Source organism: Nitrosomonas cryotolerans ATCC 49181 (assembly GCF_900143275.1).
GTDB classification, from domain to species: domain Bacteria; phylum Pseudomonadota; class Gammaproteobacteria; order Burkholderiales; family Nitrosomonadaceae; genus Nitrosomonas; species Nitrosomonas cryotolerans.
In genome coordinates this window covers 772861-798648 of sequence record NZ_FSRO01000001.1, presented here as the reverse complement: position 1 = coordinate 798648, position 25788 = coordinate 772861, and the positions used below count along the sequence as shown (strand labels likewise).

Below are 25788 nucleotides of genomic sequence, written 5' to 3'. Positions count from 1 at the left end.
TGAAATGTACTGGAAGCCTGATTAGCAGTCAAATTGACAAGCGATCAAAAAATTGCTTAATTTATCATCAATAATGAGGCAGAACGAGAAAGTACATAAGAAACTATATCTGTTTCGGATGCATTCATTTTCAGCTTTATCATTTTCTTACAGCATCCGCGTCGCGCCGTATGTAAACCCGCAACCAAGTCAACAATAAATACAACGGTAGCTAACCGTTTGATGGCGCTCATCTGGACAGACTTGCGCATATTGCCAGCTTTATTCTATAGTTAATTGATTAAACAACTTGAAATGGCGTACGATTCCCATTCAGCGGTTTGCTCATCATTTGTGGTGGTCCTTCTGCCAGGATTGCTCCATCATTAGTGCCATGAAAAGCCAAATGTATGACATGAGTCGTTCACAGGGTCACGCGTCCCAATCAAGTTGTCAAATCATAAGGGAGGAACAACCATTAACACACCAAGTGATTCATTAATGCTCCCGCTTGTCAAACAAGTAGGACAGAACCTGATCCGCCGGGGATTTATGCTTGCGAGTGCCGAATCCTGCACAGGTGGCTTGTTGGGCGAAGCAGCAACGGCCATATCCGGCAGTTCAGCCTGGTATGAACGAGGCTTCATTACCTATAGTAATGCTTCTAAATGCGAGATGTTAGGCGTTCGTAGTTCAACCTTAGAGCAATATGGTGCTATATCCGAGCAGACCGCCCAGGAAATGGCAGCGGGGGCAATCATCAGAAGTCATGCGCAGGTTAGTGTAGCAATCACGGGCATTGCTGGCCCGACAGGCGGCACCATAATCAAGCCAGTTGGCATGATCTGTTTTGCCTGGGCAGTTAAGGCAGGCCTGGCACGTAGTCAAACCCGCCATTTGTCAGGCGATCGCCAGGAAATCAGACAACAATCCGTCATCATCGCATTACAGGGAATATTGGATCTTCTTCATGAGACGCCTGCCGGAATAGCTTGAGATACTGGTGAAAACTAATGATAATCGGTAGTACATTTATTCGTTTCAGTCATAATCTGATCGCTTTAAAAGCGTGAAATTTCGGTAGGATTATATAATGCTTTTCAAACTCGTTACATTTGATGGCGAAATTGTCCCATTATCCGCCATATCCGATACCAGAATTTTTTAAGCAAACCGATAAGGAGGTGAAGATGTACGACGTTATCATTTTAGGCGCGGGGTCGGCTGGATTAAACGCCGCCAGTATTTTCAGAAAGAAAGACGCTAATTATTTAATCGTGCACCATGGTTTTAAAGGTACGACCTGCGCCAGTCGCGGGTGTATGCCTTCTAAAGCATTCATCCAGGTGGCAAAATCATTTCATGAGCGCCGCAAATTTAATGATTTTGGAATTAATGGCGGAGATCAACTTAACGTTAATATTCCACATGCGATGGCACATGTGCGCAGCCTTCGTGATCGCTTTGCAGGCGGAATCATAAATGGCATGGATAAATATAATATTATTTACGGTCAGTCACGTTTTATTGATCCTGAAACAATCGAGGTAGCAGGTAAACGATATCAAGCCAAAGCGTTTATCATTTGCACTGGCACTTCCCCGAGCATCCCGGCTCCATATAAACCATATGCCAATGATATGCTGACTACTGATAATTTTTTCGACCAAAAAGATTTTCCGGCACGAATCGCCGTGATCGGTATGGGAGCAATCGGAATCGAGCTTGGTCAGGCATTAGCGCGGCTTGGCGTCAAGGTAACAGGAATCAATCGTAGTAATAAAATTGCAGGATTGAAGGATGCTGAAATCTTATCGGTTGCGAAAGACATCTTATCGGAAGATTTAGACTTAATATTGTGCAAAGATGTTACGAAAGTTGAAAAAAGAGGGAATGGGTATACGCTGCACTTGGAAACCCAGAAGATTGAGTGCGACAAAATATTACTGGCCGCTGGGCGCGTACCCAATCTGGATGGATTGGGGCTGGAAGATATCGGCGTAAAATTTGCCGATAATGGCTTGCCCGCCATAGATTTGAACACTCTGAAAATCGATAATTTCTCTATTTATCTGTCTGGAGACGTCAATGCTTACCGCCCCCTGTTACATGAGGCCAGTGACGAATCCGAAATCGTGGCTTCACAGCTTTTAGAACTTAAAAATCCTAAGCGTCGTGTGCCACTGCAAATCACTTTTACCGATCCCGTCATCGCCCAGATAGGACAACAACCAGATGACATTGAAGAAGAGATTGTAACGGGCTCCGTCTCCTATGATAACCAAGGGCGTGCACGCATCATGGGAGAAAATCGCGGTATGCTTAAAGTCTATGCGTCAAAAAGGAATCAGGTTATTTTAGGCGCCTGCATGATAGCGCCCGGCGGAGAACACTTATCGCATCTTTTGGCACTGGCCGTCCAACAAAAGCTTACGGTAGCACAATTGCTGGAATTTCCTTTTTATCATCCTGTACTGGAAGAAGGTTTGAGGACGGCTCTTCAGCATATTAGCGATCCATGCCGAGATTGTGTGACAGACCGGTTATGCTAATCGTATGAGTATTCAGGTTTTTTCTTTGCCATTACAGAAGCATCGCTCTCTGTGCAAGTATCTCATGATTGCACTATCTAGAGATTTCGGCGAAAGAACCTGACCACTTTCTTGCGAGCCTCATACGCCTGATCTACATCCGGTATGATATTTACCGACGGAACCATGCCGGTCATAAAGATACTGCCCTCGTCTGCGAAAGGATCCAGTACCGTAATCGGAATCTGTAGTCTGTCCCAGGCATGAAAGGCGCCCTCGTAGGCCACGACCTCGACCACATCTTGGTCGTTTGGATCTATCAAGCCATCAATTAAAGATCGGCAATGCTCGGCTCCATTGTCGTAGTCATCCTCAGTTCCAATCTGGATCAGTACCGGCGCACCAGTCAGGTTCAGCCACTGGGTGCCTCTCTCATCTGATGGGTTGAGCGGAGGAATGGCCGGGTTGTTGTAACCATAGCAAAGCGGATAGTGCGCAACGTGTGCAGCAAATCTCAGATCGCCACCAAATCGATCGGCATAGAGCTCTTCAGCGGATGCCATGGTCACTACACCGCCCCAGGAAAAACCCAGAATGCCAACGCGGGCAGGGTCAATGTTGCCCTGCGTGGAAAGAAATGCCAGGGCAGCGAACGCATCCGGATAGGTAAAAATTGGGAGCTGTGGACGATCCTGCTCACCCACTAGGCCACGCGCCTCCCACATATCAATCTCCAGCGTCGCAATGCCTTGGGCATTTAGTTCCCTGGCATAGAAATCGCCGCGCGCATCAATTCCCGAGGAGCCATGCAAAATAAGCACTGCCGGCATTTTCTTTTCCGACTTCTTCAATTTTGCACAATTTAATTTACCGCTTTTACCCGGCGGTAGTTTCAGTTTTCCTTTAATCGTCAGTGTTCCCGGTGGGCTTTGCTCCAGGTTCAGGGACTGGAATTCAACAAAGGTGATATCAGGGGTGTGTCTGTCGTTACATTCCTTGTTGCTCTTGGCTTGCAAAACCGGAGATACAAACCAGAGAAGTGCACATACAAATACAAATTTTAAAGGCATTTTGGTTATCATGGATTCTCCAATGGGACTTGCCCCTGCAATGAAAAATTTGACTGCTGTTATTTTCCCTCACGGTTCCTGACTATTGCAAGTTTTTTTTACAAGCGATTTTCAACCTGACCTATGAGGCTGCTCGTCTTAGTTATTGAATATAGTAGTCACGAAATTAAAAATATGAGAAACCTTTACAAAAGTCCTCTCCAGAAGTTTTCTGCTATTGATTATGAAGGGTTAATTTTTAAATTATTGGGGTTTTGCAAAGGCCTCACAAGATACCACGACAGGTTGTACGCAGGCTAATCGCTTAGCCGAAGGACTTGATGCGGATTATTTACTGGCAAATCGTGGTTATGACAGCAATGTAATTATTGAACAGAGGGAGACAGGGCATGAAAATCGTAATTCCCTCAAAGAAAAACCTTACAACACAAAGGGTTCACAACAAAGAACGCTATAAATTGCGACATCTGGTTGAAAATTTTCTCTTCATCTCAAGAGACGCGGCATTGCCACAAGATACGCCAAAAATACTGCTTCATTCCTTGCTGCTGTGCAAATCAGATGTATTGCTCTCTGGGCAAACATCTCATGAGTACACTATCTAGTGTAAATTAGGCATTTTACTTATATTATTTTTTTTCTGAAAGCTTATTATTAGCTTATCCAAGAGACATACATAGCTACTGGGGGTATCACATGAAAAAGACAATTAATATATTTATTATATTAGCGTGCTGTATTCAAAACTCAGTTTGGTCAAGTGAGTATGTCCTGCAGCGAAGCACTCTTATATCCCCCATTGGACAGTCCTTCGATACTTTGAGAGGAGATATAGACATAACGGGCACTATGACAATTAATGATAGCAATGTAGTGCAATCAATAATAGTTTGCTCAGTTGACACTCCACCAACATGTCTATCAGTAGAAATAAAAGCCGACATTATATCAACGGGTGTAAATGATAGTTCAGTCATATTGAGGTTTGTGGACGGAAGGGTTCTTGAACACTTTCTTTTATCACTTGATCCAATTATGACCTTAATAAATGACAGCGGTTTTGTGGAAGTAGAGCAATGGGTGCCTAGTCAATCTCTATCGGATTCAGACAGGCAGCAGATTCAGAAAATGTTCGTCAACCCAACGCCAGTTGAATTTACTGGAAACGAGAGGTTTTCCTCTCCAATTATTAATATGCTTTTTTCATTAGGTTTCATTCCATTTTCTGAATGAACTAAATCAAAGAAGCTTTTGCAAAAGTCTCCAGGGGTTTATCGTTACGTTCAGCGTTATGTACCAGAAATGGCGTTTGAGATGGCTCTGGAGATCGACCATGGGCTATCGTTAGCAAATGGGCGAGGCTTGTTGTGACAGTCAACGGAAAACACCCGCCGGATACCGCTCACCGGCAGGTGAAAATCCAAACAACATTGTCAAAGCCGACTACGTGAAATTTAAACTGATGTATCTGTTCACAAAATGAGACTTTTGCAAAAGCCCTCACCAGAAGCTTTCGACTATTGATTATAAAGAGTTAATTTTTCAACTATTGGGGTTTTGCAAAGGTCTCAAAATACGACTGAGTGCATCGGAATATGAGCAGGGTCTCACAGTAGCAATCCGTTTGGTTGAACAAATACTTTAATATTTATGCCGCATAATAAGATAATCTAATTTATTGATTATTAATTTTATATTTTCCAACAAAGCTATTTTGAACACTAAGGCCACGGATTACATTTTGGCCAATACTTCTGCCACTGTTTTCCCCATCATTGCGGGTGTGGGACAAATTGTCACGCCAAGATCTTTTAAGATAGCCACTTTTTCAGCCGCACTTTCCCCCGCTGCTGAGATGATAGCCCCGGCATGGCCCATACGCCGTCCCTCAGGTGCAGTCAACCCGGCAATATAAGCAATAACCGGCTTGCTCATATTTTCTTTTGCAAATATGCCGGCCTGAACCTCTTGTGGACCGCCAATCTCACCAATCATCACAGCCACCTTAGTTTCCGAATCCGCTTCCAGCTTTTCCAGAATATCACGATGCGAACTACCAATAATCGGATCACCGCCGATACCAACCGAAGTTGAGATACCAATTCCCAACAATCTCATTTGATCAGCCGCTTCATAACCGAGTGTGCCAGAACGGCCGACCACACCCACATTACCCCGCATATAAATATGTCCTGGCATGATACCCAGCATCGCACGACCAGGACTGATCGTTCCTGAACAATTCGGCCCGGTTAACATCATGCGCTCTTCTTTAGGAAAGCGACGTAAAAAGTTTTTAACCGTCATCATATCCTGAGTAGGAATCCCATCTGTAATCGCGACACAATATTTAATCCCCGCGTCAGCCGCTTCCATAATTGAATCAGCCGCAAATGCCGGTGGCACAAAAATAATACTCGCTTCAGCGCCCGCTTGTTGCACCGCTTCCTTTACCGTATTGAAAACAGGCAAACCCAGGTGCCGTTGCCCCCCTTTTCCAGGTGTAACACCGCCCACAACTTTGGACCCATAGTCGATCATTTCCTGCGCATGAAACGTACCAATTCTGCCCGTAAAACCTTGAATAATAACGCGTGTATTTTCGTTAATTAATATTGCCACTTTCTACTCCCTTACCTGCTATTTGCAACCATTTCATTACGAGCCCGTACCACCTTTTCTGCGGCATCAGCCAATGTATCTGCCGTGATGATCGGCAAGCCGCTTTCAGCAATGATTCGTCGGCCTTCCTCAACATTTGTGCCAGACAAACGGACCACTAACGGGATGTCCATATCAATATTCCTGACAGCATGAACCACCCCCTCTGCAATCCAGTCACATCGATTAATCCCTGCAAAAATATTAACGAGCATGGCCTTAACACCTTTATCAGCCAAAACCAGACGAAAAGCTCTTTCAGTTCGTTCAGCAGAAGCCCCACCACCAACATCAAGAAAGTTAGCCGGTTCTCCGCCCGCCAGTTTAATCATATCCATTGTCGCCATAGCCAGACCTGCGCCATTGATCATACAACCGATATCCCCATCCAGTCCTACATAACTCAAGCCGGCATCAGCGGCAGCCACTTCACGCGAATCAACCTGAGTATTATCACGCAACTCTGCAATTTTATGTCGTCGGAACAAGGCATTCTCATCAAAAGCCATTTTTGCATCCAGCGCAATAATTTCATTATTACTCGTGATCACGAGCGGATTAATTTCCAGTGTGTTGGCATCCAGATCACGTAGAGCACGATAACAACCCTTGATAGTTTTCACCGCATGATTAAGTTGTGCCGTATCCAGATTCAGCGCAAATGCCATTTTACGTGCCTGAAAATCCTGTAGCCCGACAGCAGGCTCAATATAAATTTTCTTAATAGCATCAGGATTTGTCTCCGCAAGTGCTTCAATTTCCATACCGCCTTGTGCAGAACCGATCATGATGACGCGTTCAGAGCTACGATCAATTAAAAATGACAGGTAAAGTTCCTTGGCAATACTGGTTCCGGCCTCAATGTATAACCTAGAACAAATTTTTCCACCAGGGCCTGTCTGGTGTGTTACCAATTTTTTTCCCAGCAATGCCTCTGCGGCTGCCTGAACTTCATCATACGTTTTACAAATTTTGATTCCACCGGCCTTACCACGTGCACCTGAATGTATCTGCGCTTTAACAACCCAAACATCGCCTTCAATTTCCCTTGCACGCTGAACAGCCTCTTCAACGCTGTAAGCCAAACCACCTTCAGCGAATTTGACACCATATTCTGCCAAAATTTCTTTCGCCTGATATTCATGAATATTCAACTCAATTTCCTCATCAATTACATTAAACTCATTGGGATGCCCCTTTTTTATCTGAACGCGCGTCAGATAGAAAACCAATCTACGACATGCAGGAGGCAAATAACTGATATGACCTCAACTATTTATCCCGAAAATAGGCATTATCTTAAAATCCAATCAACCCGTCCGATTAAATAATATGCCGTGCTTAAACTGGTTGTTAAGAAAAAGGCCGCTAAATGCGGCCTTTTTCTTAACGTTTATTTTTTCGCTGCAATCGCTTCTGCTACCTTAACTACATTATTTGCCATTCTCTCTGATGCCGCATCAATTAAGCGGCCATCTAACGAAGCTGCACCTTTTCCTTGTGCCGCTGCCGTCTTTAATGCAGCCAGTATCCGCTGGGCCTTTTCTACTTCAGCAGCAGGCGGTGTAAACACATCATTTGCAAGCGAAATTTGTGTCGGATGAATGGCCCATTTTCCTTCGCAACCCAGTGCGGCCGCACGTTTTGCAGCAAGTGTGTAGCCATCAGGATCCTGAATATCACCAAATGGACCGTCTATTGGGCGCAAACCATAGGCGCGGCAAGCAACGATCATCCGGCTTATCGCCGCATGCCATTGATCCCCCGGATAATCTGGATTCAGACCACCAATATTGGTAGTCCTGGCACGATTGCTGGCTGCATAATCGGCCACGCCAAAGTGTAGTGCTTCCAGCCGTCCGGCTGCACCATTACGCGAAATATCCTCAACATTGGCCATCCCCAGCGCAGTTTCGATCAAGGCTTCAAGTCCAATTCTATTTTTCAACCCTTGTTGCATTTCCAGCTGAGTTACCATGGCTTCTACCATGTAAATATCAGAATAAACACCGGCTTTAGGAATCAGTATGGTATCCAGTTTATGGCCAGCTTGTTCTACCAGATCGACCACATCGCGCACCATATATTGTGTATCTAAACCATTAATCCGTACCGAGATCGTTATGCCATGACCTTTCCAGTCCAGATCGTTAATTGCCTGAATCACATTTTTACGCGCCTGAATTTTGTCATCGGGTGCAACAGCATCTTCAAGATCAAGAAAAATAAAATCTACACCGCTTTTTAAGGCCTTCTCAAACATCTGGGGGCTTGAACCTGGAACCGCCAATTCACAGCGTTGCACTCGTTGAATAGTGGTTTCATATAGCGTGTGACTCATTTTTCCTCCAGAAATTAAAAATAATAGTAGTATGCAGAATACATCTGCCTAATTATTCAACGATAAACTTATTTAACCTATCATTTATGTTTTTTTGATTGATTCCGTTTTTTTAAAGGGTTATTTCATTCGTCGATCAATTAGAAGGAAGATTATAGCATTCGTTACAACCACACTTTAAATACGATAGGCTATTTCGATGAAATAACAGGATCAGCACGGTCAAATCTTCTTAAAGCGTTGCACAGTCAACAGACTACTTACGGGCTAGCATATTGCTTCATGCCGATCCCAGCAAACCAATCTAAATTCGCTCGCAGGCGTTGGCCACATCAGTCAATTTCCGATACCTGGTCATCCATGCCAAAGGAATAGCCGACGTAAGCGCACTCTGCTTTGCAGCCTGCGCAGCAATGATTGCACCCAGCATAATAGCGCGGCCACAACTATCCCCTCCAGCGCGAATATTTGCTTCGATTGCGCTGCGATAATCTGAGGTATGCTGCGCAATATGGACAATTATGGGCAAACCCTGCATCACATGACAAGCTGAGCCAAAACGAGCAGCAATTCCCACGCTATCGAGTGCGTTAATGGCCAATACTTGTTCAAGCAAAGGCCTTAACTGCTCGCCGGCAAATGGTAATGCACGAGTGAATGCTTCTGTCGCGACCGTGCCTTTGAGGATTTCAAATAAGACCATGGCAGCATATTGTGCTGCGGCTACGGCGACATTATTATGATTAGTGATGCGTACAATATTCTCGACCCGTTCCATAAGCGCGGTGGGTGTTCCCTGATGGGTCACTACCAGTACAGGCACTGTTGCAAGTGCTGCAAATTGATCATCATCCGCTCCGGAATATTCCGGATATTCTGATGATGGAAGTGGCAATAAAGTACGTAACGTGAGTCGCGTGGGCGCATCTATATATCCCACAAACGTACCGCCAGGACCAAAATGTGCGCAAAACTCAGACTGATAAGCCATTCGGTCAAATCGACCATGCCTTGCAATATGTTGAAGCAGCAATAAACATAATTCCCCATAACCAGATCCATCGCCGGCCTGCTTATGTCCATGTGCAAAAAATCCTTTTTTGTCGGCGTAGTATGCTGCATTGGGTTGCAAAAAAACGAGGCCAGATTCCTTTTCTATGCTGGCAATACGCTCTGAGTCATACAACCAATGCAGCCCAAGCGAAGCAGAATCTGCAATCAATGCACCCAAAATGGCAGCGGCGCCCGGTTCTAACTGGATAGTTAAATTCATATCGGTGAAGTCTGTTCGTTAATATTAGAATACAAATAAATCGGATGCGGATTGAATCAGTACGCGGCACACCCCAACAATCTACAGTATTTGATCATTTTATTTCCTCCTCATCCGGTATTCGGCGCGCCTCATCTTCCAGCATAATTGGAATGCCATCTTTAATGGCAAAGGCAAGCCGATCAGGTCTACAGATTAACTCACTGGCCGTTTTTTTATATAAAAGCGGACCCTTACACAGCGGACATACCAAAATATCGAGCAATTTTGCATCCATGTTCCTTGTTCTCCCGTTTTATCTCTAGTTCATTTTACTTAAATAATTTATAGCCGGGCCAATATTCCGTCCAGTTGTTCCAGGCTGGTATAATGAATGACAATATTCCCTGCCCCATCTTTTCTTGACTTAATCATTACCTGCGCCCCTATCTTTTCTGACATATCTTCCTGTAGCCGGCATAAATCATGATCCAACTCTTTTGTTTTCCTGGTCGTTGGCCTCTCGATTTGGCTAATCAGCTTTTCAGTTTCACGTACCGAAAGTTGTTTCTGTACAATCAGGTTAGCCATGTTAATTTGCTGGGCGGACGACAATGCCAGTAAAGCACGACCATGCCCCATATCAATTTTTCCTTGCATCATTAGCGTTTGTACCGGTGCGGAGAGATTAAGCAAGCGCAGTAAATTTGAAATGGTGCTGCGGGAACTACCCAGAGCCTGGCCCGCTATCTGGTGTGTCATACCAAATTCCTTGATCAGGCGTTGAACACCGAGCGCGGCTTCCAGTGGGTTCAAGTCTTCCCGTTGAATATTCTCAATCAATGACATTGCAAGTGCCGCATCATCGGCTACCTGACGAACAAGCGCCGGGACCTCAGTGAGCCCAGCCATTTTTGCCGCATGCCAGCGACGTTCGCCAGCAATAATCTCATAACATTCCAGCGCTATAGGGCGCACCAGAATGGGTTGCATAACACCCTGTGCCTTGATGGATTCGGCCAGCTCCGCCAAAGACGCTGGATCCATATGGGTACGCGGCTGATATTTTCCAGCCTGAAGCAGGGTAATCTCTAAATTTTGCAACGATTCCTCTGTTGCACTATTTTCATTACGTGATAACAATGCATCTAAACCTCGTCCTAACCCTCTCAATCTCGCCATTTTTTTACCTTATCATTGTTGCCGTTCATCACGATCATCATCCTTGCTATTTGGTCCCGGCTTATCCAGTATTTCTTGAGCCAATGCCAAATAGGCGCGCGCGCCCTTGGATTGTTTATCATGATAGAGTACCGGAATACCAAAGCCCGGTGCTTCTGCTAATCGGATATTACGTGGAATAACGGTACGGTATACTTTATTGCCAAAGTGCTCCTTTAGTTGATCCGATACCTGTTGTGCCAGTAAATTACGTGGATCAAACATCGTCCGTAGCAAGCCTTCAATGCAAAGCATCGAATTGAAATTCGCACGTACTTTTTGGATCGTATTGATGAGATCACTCAATCCTTCCAGCGCGTAATATTCGCATTGCATGGGAATAATAACTGCATGCGCCGCACATAATCCATTTAGCGTCAGCAAATTCAGTGCTGGCGGACAATCCATCAAAATATAGTCATATTCATTTTGAACGGCTTGCAAGGCTGTTTTTAAACGCGCCTCTCGTTGTGACAAATCAACCAGCTCAACCTCCGCCCCAGCTAAATCCTGATTCGCCGGAACGAGATGATATTTGCCATGCTTTGTGACAATACGCACGGCTGCCATAGACTGATATCTCAGCAGGACATGATAAACAGTATGCTCCAGAGCATGCTTATCAATACCGCTACCCATTGTGGCATTTCCCTGTGGATCCAGATCAATCAGCAAGACTCGTTTGTCCGCAGCAGCCAAGCTGGCCGCCAGGTTAATAGTGGTCGTAGTTTTCCCTACGCCACCTTTCTGATTGGTTATTGCCAGAATCCTTGTCAAAGTATTGACTCCCGTATCACGACACAATCCAAAACAACACTATGAATTATCAAGTGAATAAAGATTGTTATTGTTTTTTTTAATTATCACCAGCTGACGCATGGCATTCAGACCCGGCACGACCAGGGGGATTATTTTATCAATCGCATATTGCTTCGGTAGCTCCCTTAATTCATCATTCGAGCAATGTGCCTTCATTGCAACCAGCCGGCTTGTTTCACTTTTTTCCATACAAAGATGCCCAGCCAAATTGGCAAAATTGCTCAGACTGGAAAAAGCACGGCTAATAACTGTGTCGAATGTTTTGCTGGATTGAAAACACTCGACCCGTTGCGCAAAAATTTCCACATTATGTAAATCCAATTCAATTTTCACTTGTTGTAAGAAAGCCGCTTTTTTATGATTACTCTCAAGTAGCACGATATGCCAATCCGGTTTCACCAGCGCAATGGGAATACCCGGCAAACCCGCACCACTGCCAACATCGGCTATTTGCGAGCCATTGATATGAGGGACAACAGCCAGACTGTCCATAATATGCTGATACAGCATATCTTCAGGTTTACGTATCGCTGTCAGATTATGTACATGATTCCACTTTTCGATGAGCATCAGATACGACAAAATTTGCGCTTGAATCATTTCCGTGTCTGCTGAAAAATCATAATCCAAGGCAGCCAGACTTTCTGAAATCTGTTTCACCCAGTTCATGCGCTTTGCTGCTTTTCTGGTACGGAAAAACCACGTTTCAAATGCACTAGCAGCAATGAAATTGCTGCCGGTGTGATACCCGAAATTCTACCGGCTTGCCCTATAGTTTCAGGTTTATGTTCATTTAATTTTTGCTGTACTTCATTGGATAATCCCCGTACCTCCCGATAATCAATCGTTTGTGGCAGCAATGTGGCTTCATAATGTGCCTGGCGCCTGATTTCTTCCTGCTGTCGCTGTATATAACCCTCATATTTAGCCTGAACCTCCACTTGTTCCGCTATCTGTATATCTAAAACCGCATTCCCCGCTCCTGGCAGAGACATCAGACTTGCATAAGTTACATCGGGTCGGCGTAGCAGATCATGCAGCGTATATTCCCGCTCAATTGTTTTGCCCAGAACACGGATGGCGGCATCTTCGGACAAAGTATGCGGAGAAATACGCACCGTATTGAGTCTTTCCTGTTCGCAGCGGATCGCCGCTTGCTTGGTTGTGAATGCCTCCCAGCGCACATCATCCACAAGGCCCAGATTCCGCCCTAGCTCTGTCAAGCGCAAGTCGGCATTGTCTTCCCGTAATTGCAAGCGATATTCAGCCCGGCTGGTAAACATCCTGTAAGGCTCAGTCACTCCACGTGTAATGAGATCATCAACCAGCACCCCTAGATAAGCCTCATCACGTCGCGGGCACCACGATTCACGCTGCTGCACTTTAAGCCCGGCATTCACGCCTGCCAATAATCCTTGGACAGCGGCCTCTTCATAGCCCGTTGTCCCATTGATCTGACCTGCAAAAAACAAGCCTTCGATTGCCCGTGTTTCCAACGAATTTTTTAGTTTACGGGGATCAAAATAATCATATTCAATGGCGTAACCGGGTCTTGTGATATGTGCCTTTTCAAGTCCCTTGATTGAATGAATCAATTTCACCTGAATATCGTAAGGTAAACTAGTCGATATCCCATTAGGGTAAATTTCATGCGTATCCAATCCCTCTGGTTCAAGAAAGATTGAATGTGATTCTCTGTTCGCAAATCGCACGACTTTGTCTTCTATGGACGGGCAGTAGCGCGGACCGATGCCTTCAATAAGGCCGGTATATAAAGGTGACTGATCCAGACCATTGCGAATAATATCGTGTGTTTCATTATTGGTATGGGTTATCCAGCATGAAAGCTGACGCGGGTGTTGTGAAACACGCCCCATAAAGGAAAAAACAGGCAAGGGAGTATCCCCCGGCTGCTCCAGCAAAGCAGTATAATCCATACTGCGTCCGTCGAGGCGAGGCGGCGTTCCTGTCTTTAATCGACCAACCGGTAGCTTCATCTCGCGTAATCGGTGTGCAAGACGAATCGCAGGGGGGTCACCTGCTCTTCCTGCCTGGAAATTCCTCGTTCCGACATGTGCCAAACCCGCCAGGAATGTACCTACTGTTAATACAACCGCTTGGGCTAAAAATCGGATATTCAGCTGTGTAACCACACCCGCTATCCTCTCCCCCTCAATAATAAAATCGTCGACGCCTTGTTGCATTATCCATAGATTAGGTTGGTTCTCTAATCGACGACGGATCGCCTGGCGATATAACACCCTATCAGCCTGAGCGCGCGTAGCCCGTACAGCCGGACCCTTGCTTGAATTCAAAATCCGAAACTGGATGCCTGCTTCATCAATTGCTGCTCCCATCGCGCCACCTAAGGCATCAATTTCCTTCACTAGATGGCTCTTGCCAATTCCGCCGATAGAAGGATTGCAAGACATCTGTCCGAGTGTTTCAAGATTATGGGTCAGCAATAGCGTCCTATGACCCATGCGGGCGGCTGCAAGCGCTGCCTCTGTACCCGCATGCCCACCACCGACAACAATTATTTCGAATTTCTCCATATAACTCATAAACCCGCTTATTTAAAATTAAGAGCTGATCACCCTATTTTACGGTAAAAAATTTAAATCTGTCATTTACCTATGAGCGTCTGTATAAATACACGACTACATAAACCGATAGCTAAAAATGTTCCACGTGAAACGCAATTATCCCACATCATCCAACTGGATAATTAAATACATGCTGTCTTATTACAAGGCAAATATCACTGACAAGCACCTCATTTTTCAATGATTAATCTAATACAAAAACTATTAAAAAAGACAAAATGATATAACATCATTCAACTGATTGAGTTTCCCAAGCGATTGACAAGCGGATCCCGAAAAAATTCACTAATTAGAAAAACGCCTATAATGATTGATTATCGACAATGTCATTCTTTCTCAAGGCGTAGATCCACGAGCTAACCAAAAGTCGTGGGCGGTACGAGCGGCCTCCCTTGAGCTCCAAGCTTAATAGTTAAATTCTATTTTTTTCCGGGAGTATCTGAGCATAGCTGACAACATCAAAAAACCCCAACCCACTCAACTTTTGAACCGCATCAAAGGATAAATTAATCAGATCTTCTCAGGTTTACACGAGATTGCTCAATCCCTGACCTACTCTTAAACGTTCATCAGCTTTTTCGTATTCACGATCTCGGATAATCTGGCGCTAAAGTCACGCTTTATTAATTAAAACAAGGCGATTATTAGAAGCACTATATATCAAAGAAACAACAAAAGTCACCCGGCACCAGCAACAAATCTAAAATCTGATTCAATACCACCCACACCTCATCTCAACCTGATGCATTCTTCTTCAGAAAGCCGTTACACAGGGATCTGATACTTGTATTACTTATAGGGACATCTTATTATAATGACAAGTCAAAAATCTTCCGTTACAAAGGATGGCGTATATAAAATAACATCTTTAATAGGATTGACCACGCAGTATCGATACTGGATATCGTTCTTAAAAAGATAGTGAACTCATATAGATCCTTTGAGCTCAATACCAAGAACACATATTAAACCCATGCTCAATATGATGCATTGCCTTTCAGACAATCCCGTCTTAATCACAGGGAATAAAAACAGATTATGAAAAAAATACTATTAGCTTTAATGCTGGCTCTCATCAGTACTGGCACAATGGCCGAATGGACGAAGATAGGCGAAAGTACCGACAAAGGCGGTTACACCGCTTACGCTGATCTGACTTCTATTCACAAGGGCGGCAACAGGGTCAAGATGTGGGTTTTTTTTGATTACACGCTTGAACAAAAATTCTCTGGCGTTATTTTTCTATCTGAGAAAATTCGGCGGGAGTATGACTGCAAGGGAAAACACATGAGAACACTTTCTTATTCGTTATTCAGCTGGAATATGGAGAGTGGACAATTAGTCCGCAAGTATAACCAACCTCAAAAATGGGAAAAAATACAGCCTGCGGAAATAAGCGAAACCGAATGGGAGACCGCTTGCAATCAGCAGGATTAATTTTACCCGTCACTTTGCATGAGTCCCATCACACACACCCTATCGCGAAATCTAAATAATGTTCTTATTTAAAAATAAGGCGTATCTTTATTTATTCCTTAATGGATTGCCCTTAACATTTGTTAACCATGACATTACCCGCAGGATTATTCGCATCACCGGATTCAAAACCTAATAAGATGCTTTTAATCCAAATTTTCCATTAGAATTTTTTAAAGGGAGAAAATGGATGTAAACCTCACTCTGAATTATGAACAATGACGACGATGTCAGGCACGATAGACCTGCGTTTTAAAAATACATTTCATTGCATCTTTTTGGCAGAATGCAGACACGACATATTCACAAAGTCGATTTCGAGCAACCCTCAAGGGATATTCGTCAACATATCCATCAACTTTGAGAACGGATTGGTTGAATTCGGCCAAGCGAATGGCCTTGGTAAATTATCCTCTCAAACTCGCTCTATCGAAACTGGTTAGTAACCTGAGAGGTTTGCCTAATCCCCTTATCCGGAAAAAACTACTCTGGAAATAAAAAACTGTGGCGTAATATTTTATGAAAGACCTCTGCACAACTGCGTAAATTTACTGTGACAATGGAAAAAATGCCCAAATGACATTTTTTATGCGTGTTATCTTGGAAAAAAATGAGGTTTTTTCTCTTTTTAAAGGGAATTTCCCCCTTTATGTAGCATTTGGACGGACTACTCCCCTTGGTGGCTTGTCCACGAAAATTTTGTTGGCCGCTTTTTTTAGATTCATGCAGATACTTTTCAGCATAACTTGGGCGTTGACTTTTGCCGTGCCGAAGTAGCTGGCGCGTCCCATCCCGAATAGGCGTTTGGCCGTGCCGAAACACTGTTCAACAATATAGCGTTTTTTGCTGATCAATTTATTCGCCAGCTTCTGGCGTGCCTAGAGTGGCTTGTTCTTGTACGCACGATGCATGATTGCGCTCTTGATTTTGTGATTTCTTAGAAACTGCCGATTGGCGTTGCTGGCTGATCCTTTGTCGGCATATACCCGATTTGCCTCAAGGTGCGCACCCTCGATAGCTGCTTCGAAATGTATCATTTCGCTCTGGTTGGCAGGGGCAGTGTGAACTCCACGCACATAGCCGTCTTGCGAGTCCACTACCAGGTAACTGCGATAGCCAAATTGCGACTTCTTGCCTTTTTTTAGCCAGGCCGCATCTGGATCCGCGCTTTGTTCTTCAATACAGGTGATTCCTGGTCGGCTGCCATCCTCAAATTGAACAGCCTTACCTTCGGTATCCACTTCAAGCAGGATAGCCTTTTTGGGGCGTGCCGCTGACTCAATCAGCGTGGCATCAATTACCGCTCCCGTTGCGCCCTTGATCATCAATCCGTGTGATTGAAGCTGTTCATTGATCGAGGCTAGCAGATCATCTAACCGATCGCCGGACACCAATCGGTTGCGAAACCGACACAAGGTGGTTTCGTCCGGTATCGCATCCGACAAGGACAAACCACAAAATTGTAGAAAATCAATCCGAACATACAGTGCTTGCTCCAACGCAGCATCCGACAAACTATGCCACTGTCCCAGCAGGATCGCCTTGAACATCATCAACCTATCAAATGGTTCCTGTCCTCCACCATGCGATAACTCGCGCTTGTATAAACCTGTAAGCTTCGAACGTAACTCCTCCCAGTCAATCAGGACATCAATCTTCATTAGCACACTGTCTCGTCTCAATCGCTGTGCCAATTCCAGTGTTCCAAAACTTATCTGCATCTCTTGTTCCAAATGTCTTTTACTTGTCACTATTTTAGTCGGTTATCGCGCTGACGGGGGAGTTGTGCAGTAGTCTTTATGATTGCCAATCTACTCTGCTGGTAGCTGCGGCGATGTGCCGATAGAAATCGGCCTATACAAGTAGAAAATGCCTCATTATACAATCAAAGAATGGCCTTCCCGACCATGCCATTTATCCCCCATTCTAGGCAATGGGACTCTTCGCACATTTCGGTAAATTATTTTATCGGCATTTTGTCTCACTATTTCTGCTGATGCATGCTATTTTTGAGTGTAATACGAATCGCAACTGATCTATCCTGTCCAATCAGAATTTTTATCGGTTTTGGAGTCAGTCTAATGAATTTTCATGATCTGAAAAACTGGAAGAGCTACTGGGAACAATTACAACTGGCCCTGCTCGATCCCAAGGTTGATGAAGCGGCATTGACAACATCCTTACAGAATGCGCGTGAAAATATCTCGGTACCCGTTCTATGGTTACTGGGCAAATCGCAAGCAGGCAAGACATCGATCATCAAAGCACTCACCGGCAGCAAAACAGCTGAGATCGGTAATGGTTTTCAGCCATGCACGCAGCATTCCAGCTTTTATGACTTTCCGGCCGAGATGCCGGTAGTCAGATTTCTTGATACACGCGGTCTGGGAGAAGTTGCCTATAATCCTCAGGATGATATCCACTATTGCGAATCTCAGGCTCATTTACTACTGGCCGTTATGAAGGTCGCTGACCAATGCCAAGAAACGGTATTTGAAATTTTGCATACGATTCGCGGGCGTCATCCCGAATGGCCTTTACTGATCGTACAAACTGGTTTGCATGAACTCTATCCGCCTGAAAGCAATCATATCTGCCCTTGGCCCTACGATAACGAACCCCTACCTGACGCCGTTCCAGCTGATTTGAGACGGGCTATCCTCGCGCAGCGACTCGCCGCAAAAAAATTACCCGGCTCTGCACCCGTTCACTGGGTCGCCGTCGATCTGACTCTGCCCGAAGATGGTTTTAATCCACCGGATTATGGTCTGGAAGCACTGTGGCTCGCAATTGAATCCCTGTCCTCACTCGGCCTACAGCGCCAGCTAAGTGGAGATAAAGAAATTCGTGACCTCTACGCACGTACGGCGCATCAGCATATTGTCAGTTTCTCACTAACCGCAGCAGGATTAGGTGCACTGCCGGTAGTCGACCTCGTCGCGGTATCCACCGTTCAGGCAAAACTGTTGCACAGTTTAGCTCGTCTTTACGGTCAACATTGGGACAAACGAACCATTACAGAATTCTTCGGACTGGTTGGCGCAGGAGTCGCATCCGGTTTTTTAGCACGGGTAATCGGACGTACTATAGTCAAACTGATTCCCTTCTGGGGTCAGACCGCAGGCATGGTATGGAGTGCCAGTTCCAGCGGCGCGACAACCTACGCTTTAGGTAAAGCCGCAGTCTATTTCTTCGTCAGGCGAAAGGATGGACTTAACGTGGATCCAGATACGCTGCGCCGGGTCTATTCTGACGCATTAAAGAACGGCGTATCCATACTCAAAAACCGTTCACGTGATCCATCTTAATGAAAATACCACACTTTCGAATTAACCCGTTACAGCTCATTGCACTCGTCCTGTTTACGGTACCCGTTTTGATCGTATTTGGACTCGGGATGCTATGGCTATGGCAAACGGGCAATCTACATTATTGGTTTTTTACCACGATCACATGCAGTGGCTGCGGTTACGGCTTACAGCAATGGCTGGCGCAACGTGAGCGTAAATTCTTAACTGAAGCAGGAGCCGAGCCCAACCCAGAGTGGCCACCCGATGCAGACGCTGCCTGGCAACAAATTAAAACACTCGCAGAAACTTGCAATCCAAATGACTGGCCTCTCGAGGATGGATCGTGGATACTGGAACTGGGTCGACGTACCCTGGAAACCGTTGCACGCTGTTACCACCCATCTGTAGAAAAACCATTACTTGAACTCACCATACCCCATACGTTACTCATCATTGAGCGGGCCAGCCGTGACCTACGTCAGGATGTAACTGAAAATATACCGTTTAGTAATCGCCTGACAATCGGCGACCTGTTCCGGATAAAACATTGGAAAAACAAAGCAGAGAAGATATTTAATGTCTATCGGGCAGGACGCATGATAGTCAATCCTGCGAACGCCTTACTCAGCGAGGCCTGGCGTCACCTTCAGGCACGCAGCTTTGGCTTAGCCCGAAGCGAGCTCCATTCCTGGTTTCTGCGCGCTTATATACGCAAAATTGGTTATTATGCAATTGATCTCTACAGTGGCCGGTTGCCGCTGGATGATGGCGAACCTATTACGGCTAAAACACCCATATCCCATATTGATATGGAAAAGAGCAACAATACGGAGACCGCAGAGGAACCGCTGCGTATTCTCATTTTAGGGCGTGCGAATGCGGGCAAATCAAGCCTAATCAACGCGCTATTCAAAAAACTGGCCACGGCTACCGATGTCTTGCCAGACACCACCCAGATGCTCACACCATTCGTCCTGTCACGCGAAGGATTCACACAGGCCCTGATATTCGATAGTCCCGGCTGTAATAGCCCTCATTTTGATTTTCAGCAGATGCAAACAGCGGTACTGAATGCTGACCTGATTTTGTGGGTCACGCCAGTGCATCGGCCCGATAGACAGATTGAGCGCGACTGTTTAGACGCATTGCGCACAGCGCAATCCCGACGGCCCCACTCTCATCCAGCCCCCGTACTCATCGCAGCGAGTCACATTGATTTGCTGCGACCGGCTAATGTGTGGCAACCCCCCTATAACCTGACCAATCCGCAGAATACCAAAGCCACCAATATACGTGCTGCCATACAAGCCATAGCGATCGATCTGGCTACGCCCGTTGAACAGGTCATTCCCGTCTGCCTGGTACCTAACCAGATCTACAATGTTGATGACACGCTTTGGGCTGCCCTGCTACATCATCAAGATGAAGCGCTCAGGGTACGCTTATTGCGCTGCCTGGAAACAAAAAAACGGGCGGAGGATTGGGTCATGCTACGCCGTCAGCTAATCAGTACAGGACGATTCCTTTGGCAGCTGCCAGACAGATTCGGCACACATGTCGATAAATGAAGAATTACTACTTGACATCCTCCCCTTCCTAAACGAAGGGGATTCCTAGCGACTTATTAAGCCGTTAAGAGTAGGTTTGTATTGCTACTGCCTACTGGTTCCTGCTTCTTAGACGAAACTAACGTTTCAACTCCACAGGCTAACAAGCGATGTCCTCGCTCAAGTACATTCAAGGCACCTACCAAGTCGGCATTGGCTTAAATCCACATTCTGTACATTCAAAAGCACTTTGGCTTTTGCGATTGTCACGACTAACATGTTGACATCTAGGGCAGGTTTGAGAGGTGTATTGAGGGTTTACCTTCAATACATCCCCGCCTGAACAAGCCTGTTTATACTCCAAGAACGAAACGAACATTCCCCATCCTTGGTCAAGAATGGATTTGTTTAGACCCGATTTCGCTTTGACGTTTTTACCATGCTTTTCAACACTGCCCTTGGTACTCTTAGACATGTTTCCTATCTTTAATTCTCAACTACGACCATTGCGTGATTTTTGCTGATTTCGGTTGAGGTTTTGTGTAAGAAGTCTAAACGAGCATTGGCAATACGCTCATACAGTCGGGTAATGATTTGTTTCTGCTTTTTCCAGTTAGCAGAGAAACGGACTTTTTTAGACACTTACGCTGTTCAAAAGCCAGTTTCTTTGATAACTTTCTGAAACTGTTTAAAGGTTCTACGTATGAGCCGTCTGACAAGGTTGCAAAGCGGGTAACGCCCATATCAACACCAATCATACTGGTTGAGCTATGACGCTTTAGCTCGGTCTCGTACTCAGTCTGAATCGACACGTACCAATAACCGCCTTTACGGGAAATCGTCATATTTTTAACGTCACCAATGACTTGGCGTGAATTACGATATTTCACCCAACCGATTTTAGGCAAGAACACTTTGTTAGACTCTTGCTCCAGCTTAAATCCTTGTGGATAACGAAAGCTGTCATTCAAACCTTTTTTCTTGAATTTTGGAATCCGTTTTAAATATCAAAACCGTCTTTGAACGCTTGTTGTTTTGAACGTGGATTTTTTAATTTCCATGCTGAACAAATTTTTTACTATAATCGCGGGGCTTTAGGCAATTAGCTTCCATAGCTTTAGCCAAAATACTCGTTGTACCAAAGCAATGGCTGTTTCTGCTCTAATCTGAACAGATTCATTGCTAAGGCTTTATTCCAAACAAACCGATTAGCACCCGCAAACTCAACCATCTTCTGTACTTGGTCAGAATTTGGATTGAGTCGAGATTTAAAGGCTTTGCGTATAATCTGCTTCATGGTTATAATTATACAAAAAGGAATTGGTCTATGCAAGTTAATAACGATGTAAGAACAGTAAGACATTGCGTTTTTAATCTTCATGTTCATTTGGTCTTTGTAACAAAATACCGTAGAGATGTTTTCTCCGGAAGGGTATTAATTGATTTGGAAGAAATATTTAAAAACGTGTGTTTGGATTTTGAAGCAGAATTGGTGGAATTTAACGGTGAGCATGATCATATTCACCTTTTAGTTAACTATCCACCAAAAATTGCTATTTCTAACTTGGTAAATAGTTTGAAAGGCGTTTCAAGCCGACTCATTCGCAAAAAGAATTATCCCGAAATTAAAAATAAGCTTTGGGGTAATATGCTTTGGAGTCCAAGCTATTTTGCGGGTAGTTGTGGTGGAGCACCACTCTCGATTATTAAGCAATATATTGAACAACAGCAAAGACCGCATTAAACAGGCTTCGCCTGTGCGCTTATATCTCCGCCCTGAAGGACGAAGTTTTACGCGCTATTTGATAAACACAAAACAGCATTCCAGAAAAAACCATATCTACCTGAAATATAATCACAATAATTACAAATGCTCGCTCTCATCCCTAATCATGTTCGCTCAACACGCTCAAACATTTCAGTCGAGTTTATACTGCAAGTAAGCCAATTTTCATCAAAAAAATGCAAAAACCGTCTACATAAAATGTGCTATACACAAGCAAGCATCCATATGCTAAAACCACAAAAGTACTCTTTCATAGTAATAGTGTAAAGTACGCTACACATCGTACATCGGCATCATTCGTCTATAGAATAAATGGGAAAGCATCAACCCATAATGCATTATTCCCATATTTCATACATGAGTTGAACCATGCTCCAATATATTGGACATAATCCTTTATACGCCAACCTAAAAAATTAATTCATCCATAAAAATCCAAGCTTCATCGGGATTTTCTGGCGATAACTAGCGAATTTTACCGTGACATTGTTTATATTTCTTACCAGATCCACAGGGGCATGCCTGATTGCGGCCAACTTTATCGCCTTCACGCACGAATGGCTGAGGCTTATCTTCTTGGGTTTCCTCATCTACCGATTTTTCATTCAAAGTTTCTTCATAAGCCGCATGATGATATTGCATATTTGTCGGTGATCGCAATGTTTCAGACACCGCTTCAACTTGCTGTTCATTTTTTATCTGTACTGTCATCAAAATTTTAGTTACTTCACTTTTGATTTCTTCCAGCATATTTCCAAACAATTCAAAAGCTTCACGCTTGTATTCCTGCTTAGGATTTTGCTGCGCGTAACCACGCAAATGAATCCCTTGACGCAAGTGATCTAGTGCTGCCAAATGCTCTCGCCAGTGCGTGTCCACACTTTGTAACATCACGGCCCGCTCATACTGATACATCACATCAACACCCACCTGATCAACCTTGCTTGATAGTGATCACGCGCAAAACTAATAATGCGTTCTTGCAAGCTTTCTTCGTGTAAATCGGGATCTTTCTCTAACCATTCCTGTATCGGTAAATGTAATTGATATTCGACCGCCAGCGCCTTCTCTAGACCCGGGATGTCCCATTGTTCTTCTACACTTTGCGGTGGAACATGAAGACTGAAAAGAGTGCTCAGTACACTTTCTCGAATTGCGCTAATTGTTTCTGAAATGTTTTGCGGTGCTTCTAGCAACTCATTACGCTGTTGATAAATCACATTACGTTGATCATTCGCTACATCATCGTACTCTAGCAGTTGCTTACGGATATCAAAATTTCGTGCCTCTACCTTGCGTTGGGCATTCTCAATCGCCCGTGTCACCCATGGGTGTTCTATGGCTTCACCTTCTGGCATCTTAAGGCGTGTCATGATATTAGCCACACGATCAGATGCGAATATACGCAAAAGTGGATCTTCAAGAGAAAGATAGAAACGACTTGATCCAGCATCCCCTTGCCTTCCAGAACGTCACGTAATTGATTATCAACACGCCGTGATTCGTGCCGCTCTGTACCAATAATGTGCAAGCCCCCCTTACTCAATACCTCATCATGGCGTATTTTCCATTGCTTATCCAGCTCAGCAATACATGCAGCCTTCTCTTCCTCACTCAATTTTTCATCCTGACTAATACGATGAATTTCAGGCTCTGGATTACCACCCAGCACGATATCGTGCCTCGCCCTGCCATATTAGTGGCAATGGTAACCATCTTAGGCTGCCCAGCCTGTACAATAATATCGGCTTCACTGGCATGTTGCTTTGCATTAAGAACCTGATGGGGCAGTTTTTCTTTCGTTAATAACCTGGATAATAATTCATTATTCTCAATCGAAGTCGTTCCAACCAGAACAGGCTGCCCCGCTCGTAACATTCCTTACACCTTCAACAATAGCCTGATTTTCTCTTTCATCGTACGAATATCTGATCCATGCGATCATCACGATCATTGGCCGATGAGTTGGAATAATGATCGTCTCCAACCCATAAATTTGCTGGAATTCAGCCGCTTCAGTATCAGCAGTGCCAGTCATACCACTTAATTTTTGATACATGCGAAAGTAATTCTGGAAAGTAATTGAAGCAAGCGTTTGATTCTCCTTCTGAATAGCAACACCTTCCTTTGCCTCCACCGCCTGATGCAATCCATCTGACCAACGCCGGCCTGACATAAGCCGCCCAGTAAATTCATCAACAATAACGATTTCATCATCCTGCACCACATAATGCTGATCCAGGAAATACAAAGCATGTGCGCGCAAGCCCGCATTAAGATGATGAATCAGATTAATATTAGTTGGATCATAAAGACTCGATCCAGGTGCCAGAAGCTTAGCTTCAGCAAGCAATTTCTCTGCATGCTCAAAACCTGATTCACTCAATAAAACCTGATGAGATTTTTCATCCACACTAAAGTCGCCAGGGCTATCCTCTGTTTCTTGACGAATCAACTTTGGAATCAATGCATTGATACGAATATATATATCTGTATCACCCTCTGCCTGACCAGAAATAATCAAGGGAGTACGCGCTTCATCAATCAGAATTGAATCCACCTCATCAACAATGGCATAATTAAGCACGCGCTGCACACGTTCAGACGGATGCGTCACCATGTTGTCGCGCAAGTAATCAAAACCATACTCATTGTTGGTACCGTAGGTGATATCGGCAGCATACGCCGCCTGTTTTTCACTATGCGCCATTTGTGAAAAAATAACGCCGACACTAACACCGAGAAACTGATAAATCTTCCCATCCAAGCAGCGTCACGTTTGGCCAGATAATCATTCACCGTTATCAGGTGAACACCCTTCCCTGTCAAAGCATTGAGATAGGCAGGCAATGTCGCCATCAGTGTTTTACCTTCGCCCGTACGCATCTCGGCTATGTTACCTTCGTTCAATACCATGCCACCTATGAGCTGAACATCGAAATGGCGCATTTCCAGTACGCGCTTACCTGCCTCTCGCACAACTGCAAAAGCTTCTGGCAGTAAGGCATCCAACGTCTCTCCGTTAGCAATCCGTTGCTTGAATTCATCCGTTTTCGCACGTAAATCAGCATCAGATAGTTTTTCAATACCTGACTCTAATCCATTGATATCGCGAACGACCTGAAAATATTGCTTAATCATTCGGTCATTACGACTACCAAAGACTTTTTTGAGTAGATTATTTAGCATAAAGTTTCGAAAATTTTTTG

At 44.5% G+C, this 25788-nt stretch carries 20 protein-coding genes and 4 pseudogenes; 8 read left to right on the top strand and 16 right to left on the bottom strand.

Going from position 1 to position 25788, the window contains the following annotated elements:
- Positions 1 to 56 precede the first annotated feature (56 nt).
- The gene (locus BUQ89_RS03505; RefSeq protein WP_074202491.1) at positions 57 to 251 is read right to left on the bottom strand and encodes a hypothetical protein; all 195 of its coding nucleotides are present in this window, start codon (positions 249 to 251) and stop codon (positions 57 to 59) included.
- Between the two features lie 229 nt (positions 252 to 480).
- Between BUQ89_RS03505 and BUQ89_RS03500 the strand changes: the two genes are divergently transcribed.
- A complete protein-coding gene (locus BUQ89_RS03500) occupies positions 481 to 975 on the top strand; it encodes a CinA family protein (protein ID WP_036573672.1) in 495 nt (164 codons plus the stop codon).
- 194 nt (positions 976 to 1169) lie between these two features.
- Complete coding sequence (locus tag BUQ89_RS03495; RefSeq protein ID WP_177183607.1) at positions 1170 to 2531, top strand: dihydrolipoyl dehydrogenase; 1362 nt, start codon at positions 1170 to 1172, stop codon at positions 2529 to 2531.
- Between the two features lie 77 nt (positions 2532 to 2608).
- Here BUQ89_RS03495 and BUQ89_RS03490 read toward each other — a convergent pair whose 3' ends face one another.
- Positions 2609 to 3592 carry a dienelactone hydrolase family protein gene (locus tag BUQ89_RS03490; RefSeq protein WP_051537666.1) on the bottom strand — a complete coding sequence of 328 codons (984 nt, stop codon included), beginning with the start codon at positions 3590 to 3592 and terminating at the stop codon, positions 2609 to 2611.
- 262 nt (positions 3593 to 3854) lie between these two features.
- On the opposite strand from BUQ89_RS03490, the pseudogene BUQ89_RS13440 reads away from it, so the two are divergent.
- A pseudogene (locus BUQ89_RS13440) lies at positions 3855 to 4172 on the top strand (transposase family protein); the annotation flags it as partial.
- A gap of 104 nt (positions 4173 to 4276) precedes the next feature.
- Positions 4277 to 4813 (top strand): hypothetical protein, encoded by a 537-nt coding sequence (locus tag BUQ89_RS03480; protein ID WP_028462184.1) that lies wholly within the window; start codon positions 4277 to 4279, stop codon positions 4811 to 4813.
- Between the two features lie 501 nt (positions 4814 to 5314).
- Here the strand turns inward: BUQ89_RS03480 and sucD are convergent.
- The 9 genes from sucD to mnmG form a co-directional block, all read right to left on the bottom strand.
- Entirely contained in the window at positions 5315 to 6202 is an 888-nt protein-coding gene (gene sucD, locus BUQ89_RS03475) for a succinate--CoA ligase subunit alpha (RefSeq protein WP_028462185.1), read from the bottom strand.
- 11 nt (positions 6203 to 6213) lie between these two features.
- Positions 6214 to 7395, bottom strand: a complete 1182-nt coding sequence (locus tag BUQ89_RS03470; protein WP_028462186.1) for a malate--CoA ligase subunit beta — start codon at positions 7393 to 7395, stop codon at positions 6214 to 6216.
- Positions 7396 to 7634: 239 nt separating this feature from the next.
- Entirely contained in the window at positions 7635 to 8582 is a 948-nt protein-coding gene (locus tag BUQ89_RS03465) for an HpcH/HpaI aldolase/citrate lyase family protein (RefSeq protein ID WP_028462187.1), read from the bottom strand.
- Between the two features lie 304 nt (positions 8583 to 8886).
- Positions 8887 to 9855 (bottom strand): ADP-ribosylglycohydrolase family protein, encoded by a 969-nt coding sequence (locus BUQ89_RS03460; RefSeq protein WP_028462188.1) that lies wholly within the window; start codon positions 9853 to 9855, stop codon positions 8887 to 8889.
- A 94-nt stretch (positions 9856 to 9949) separates the two neighbouring features.
- A complete protein-coding gene (locus BUQ89_RS03455; RefSeq protein WP_028462189.1) occupies positions 9950 to 10132 on the bottom strand; it encodes a Trm112 family protein in 183 nt (60 codons plus the stop codon).
- A 47-nt stretch (positions 10133 to 10179) separates the two neighbouring features.
- A complete protein-coding gene (locus tag BUQ89_RS03450) occupies positions 10180 to 11016 on the bottom strand; it encodes a ParB/RepB/Spo0J family partition protein (RefSeq protein WP_028462190.1) in 837 nt (278 codons plus the stop codon).
- A gap of 12 nt (positions 11017 to 11028) precedes the next feature.
- Positions 11029 to 11832 carry a ParA family protein gene (locus BUQ89_RS03445; RefSeq protein ID WP_028462191.1) on the bottom strand — a complete coding sequence of 268 codons (804 nt, stop codon included), beginning with the start codon at positions 11830 to 11832 and terminating at the stop codon, positions 11029 to 11031.
- Between the two features lie 39 nt (positions 11833 to 11871).
- Entirely contained in the window at positions 11872 to 12543 is a 672-nt protein-coding gene (gene rsmG, locus BUQ89_RS03440) for a 16S rRNA (guanine(527)-N(7))-methyltransferase RsmG (protein ID WP_028462192.1), read from the bottom strand.
- Positions 12540 to 14438 carry a tRNA uridine-5-carboxymethylaminomethyl(34) synthesis enzyme MnmG gene (gene mnmG, locus BUQ89_RS03435; RefSeq protein WP_028462193.1) on the bottom strand — a complete coding sequence of 633 codons (1899 nt, stop codon included), beginning with the start codon at positions 14436 to 14438 and terminating at the stop codon, positions 12540 to 12542. The genes rsmG and mnmG overlap by 4 nt, the downstream gene beginning before the upstream one ends.
- Positions 14439 to 15518: 1080 nt before the next feature.
- On the opposite strand from mnmG, the gene BUQ89_RS03430 reads away from it, so the two are divergent.
- Positions 15519 to 15917, top strand: coding sequence for a surface-adhesin E family protein (locus BUQ89_RS03430; RefSeq protein WP_028462194.1), 399 nt, complete (start codon positions 15519 to 15521; stop codon positions 15915 to 15917).
- 686 nt (positions 15918 to 16603) lie between these two features.
- Here the strand turns inward: BUQ89_RS03430 and BUQ89_RS03425 are convergent.
- Positions 16604 to 17677: pseudogene (locus BUQ89_RS03425) on the bottom strand (IS5 family transposase).
- A gap of 360 nt (positions 17678 to 18037) precedes the next feature.
- Between BUQ89_RS03425 and BUQ89_RS03420 the strand changes: the two are divergent.
- A complete protein-coding gene (locus BUQ89_RS03420) occupies positions 18038 to 19264 on the top strand; it encodes a YcjF family protein (RefSeq protein WP_028462523.1) in 1227 nt (408 codons plus the stop codon).
- Positions 19264 to 20814: a GTPase family protein gene (locus BUQ89_RS03415; protein ID WP_028462524.1), complete on the top strand. Its 1551-nt coding sequence runs from the start codon at positions 19264 to 19266 to the stop codon at positions 20812 to 20814. The genes BUQ89_RS03420 and BUQ89_RS03415 overlap by 1 nt, the downstream gene beginning before the upstream one ends.
- A gap of 178 nt (positions 20815 to 20992) precedes the next feature.
- Here BUQ89_RS03415 and BUQ89_RS13885 read toward each other — a convergent pair whose 3' ends face one another.
- From BUQ89_RS13885 to BUQ89_RS13875, 3 genes and pseudogenes are all read right to left on the bottom strand, one after another.
- Positions 20993 to 21268, bottom strand: a complete 276-nt coding sequence (locus BUQ89_RS13885) for a zinc ribbon domain-containing protein (protein WP_218612758.1) — start codon at positions 21266 to 21268, stop codon at positions 20993 to 20995.
- Between the two features lie 11 nt (positions 21269 to 21279).
- Positions 21280 to 21551 (bottom strand): annotated as a pseudogene (locus tag BUQ89_RS14540) (transposase).
- Positions 21552 to 21910: 359 nt separating this feature from the next.
- The gene (locus BUQ89_RS13875) at positions 21911 to 22090 is read right to left on the bottom strand and encodes a helix-turn-helix domain-containing protein (RefSeq protein WP_218612755.1); all 180 of its coding nucleotides are present in this window, start codon (positions 22088 to 22090) and stop codon (positions 21911 to 21913) included.
- Between the two features lie 30 nt (positions 22091 to 22120).
- Between BUQ89_RS13875 and tnpA the strand changes: the two genes are divergently transcribed.
- On the top strand, positions 22121 to 22537 hold the full coding sequence (gene tnpA, locus BUQ89_RS03405; RefSeq protein ID WP_074202490.1) for an IS200/IS605 family transposase: 417 nt from the start codon (positions 22121 to 22123) through the stop codon (positions 22535 to 22537).
- Between the two features lie 507 nt (positions 22538 to 23044).
- Here the strand turns inward: tnpA and secA are convergent.
- Positions 23045 to 25768, bottom strand: a pseudogene (gene secA / locus BUQ89_RS03400) (preprotein translocase subunit SecA).
- Between the last annotated feature and the right edge of the window lie 20 nt (positions 25769 to 25788).

Coding starts and splice junctions, on each gene's coding strand:
- BUQ89_RS03505 (WP_074202491.1), bottom strand. CDS start 251: ATGCGCAAGTCTGTCCAGATGAGCGCCATCAAACGGTTAGCTACCGTT.
- BUQ89_RS03500 (WP_036573672.1), top strand. CDS start 481: ATGCTCCCGCTTGTCAAACAAGTAGGACAGAACCTGATCCGCCGGGGA.
- BUQ89_RS03495 (WP_177183607.1), top strand. CDS start 1,170: ATGTACGACGTTATCATTTTAGGCGCGGGGTCGGCTGGATTAAACGCC.
- BUQ89_RS03490 (WP_051537666.1), bottom strand. CDS start 3,592: ATGATAACCAAAATGCCTTTAAAATTTGTATTTGTATGTGCACTTCTC.
- BUQ89_RS03480 (WP_028462184.1), top strand. CDS start 4,277: ATGAAAAAGACAATTAATATATTTATTATATTAGCGTGCTGTATTCAA.
- BUQ89_RS03465 (WP_028462187.1), bottom strand. CDS start 8,582: ATGAGTCACACGCTATATGAAACCACTATTCAACGAGTGCAACGCTGT.
- BUQ89_RS03460 (WP_028462188.1), bottom strand. CDS start 9,855: ATGAATTTAACTATCCAGTTAGAACCGGGCGCCGCTGCCATTTTGGGT.
- BUQ89_RS03455 (WP_028462189.1), bottom strand. CDS start 10,132: ATGGATGCAAAATTGCTCGATATTTTGGTATGTCCGCTGTGTAAGGGT.
- BUQ89_RS03450 (WP_028462190.1), bottom strand. CDS start 11,016: ATGGCGAGATTGAGAGGGTTAGGACGAGGTTTAGATGCATTGTTATCA.
- rsmG (WP_028462192.1), bottom strand. CDS start 12,543: ATGAACTGGGTGAAACAGATTTCAGAAAGTCTGGCTGCCTTGGATTAT.
- mnmG (WP_028462193.1), bottom strand. CDS start 14,438: ATGAGTTATATGGAGAAATTCGAAATAATTGTTGTCGGTGGTGGGCAT.
- BUQ89_RS03430 (WP_028462194.1), top strand. CDS start 15,519: ATGAAAAAAATACTATTAGCTTTAATGCTGGCTCTCATCAGTACTGGC.
- BUQ89_RS03420 (WP_028462523.1), top strand. CDS start 18,038: ATGAATTTTCATGATCTGAAAAACTGGAAGAGCTACTGGGAACAATTA.
- BUQ89_RS03415 (WP_028462524.1), top strand. CDS start 19,264: ATGAAAATACCACACTTTCGAATTAACCCGTTACAGCTCATTGCACTC.
- BUQ89_RS13885 (WP_218612758.1), bottom strand. CDS start 21,268: ATGTCTAAGAGTACCAAGGGCAGTGTTGAAAAGCATGGTAAAAACGTC.
- BUQ89_RS13875 (WP_218612755.1), bottom strand. CDS start 22,090: ATGAAGCAGATTATACGCAAAGCCTTTAAATCTCGACTCAATCCAAAT.
- tnpA (WP_074202490.1), top strand. CDS start 22,121: ATGCAAGTTAATAACGATGTAAGAACAGTAAGACATTGCGTTTTTAAT.